Origin of the sequence: Mesorhizobium sp. M7A.F.Ca.MR.148.00.0.0 (assembly GCF_003997735.1) — a bacterium.
GTDB lineage: Bacteria > Pseudomonadota > Alphaproteobacteria > Rhizobiales > Rhizobiaceae > Mesorhizobium.
In genome coordinates this window covers 1-219 of sequence record NZ_RZTB01000775.1, presented here as the reverse complement: position 1 = coordinate 219, position 219 = coordinate 1, and the positions used below count along the sequence as shown (strand labels likewise).

The 219-nt window shown below is 62.1% G+C and carries 1 pseudogene; it reads right to left on the bottom strand.

Going from position 1 to position 219, the window contains the following annotated elements:
* Positions 1-7: 7 nt before the first annotated feature.
* Positions 8-219: pseudogene (locus EOB49_RS36225) on the bottom strand (GNAT family N-acetyltransferase); the annotation flags it as partial.

The window sequence follows — 219 nt, the reverse complement described above, 5'->3', positions numbered from 1 at the left end:
CCCTCCCTCAGATCGCCGGTGATCCCGCGAGCCTCTTGCTCATATAGACCGTCATCCCGCCCATGAACGGCTCTTCCCTATCGATGACATAGCCATACCTTTTGTACAGCGACACATTCGCCGCGAAGGCGCCGTTGGTCAGCAGACGAAGCTCGGCACGTCCTGCTTCGACCGCCTTGCGCTCGGCCAGTTCCAGCAACAGCCGGCCGATCCCCCTCC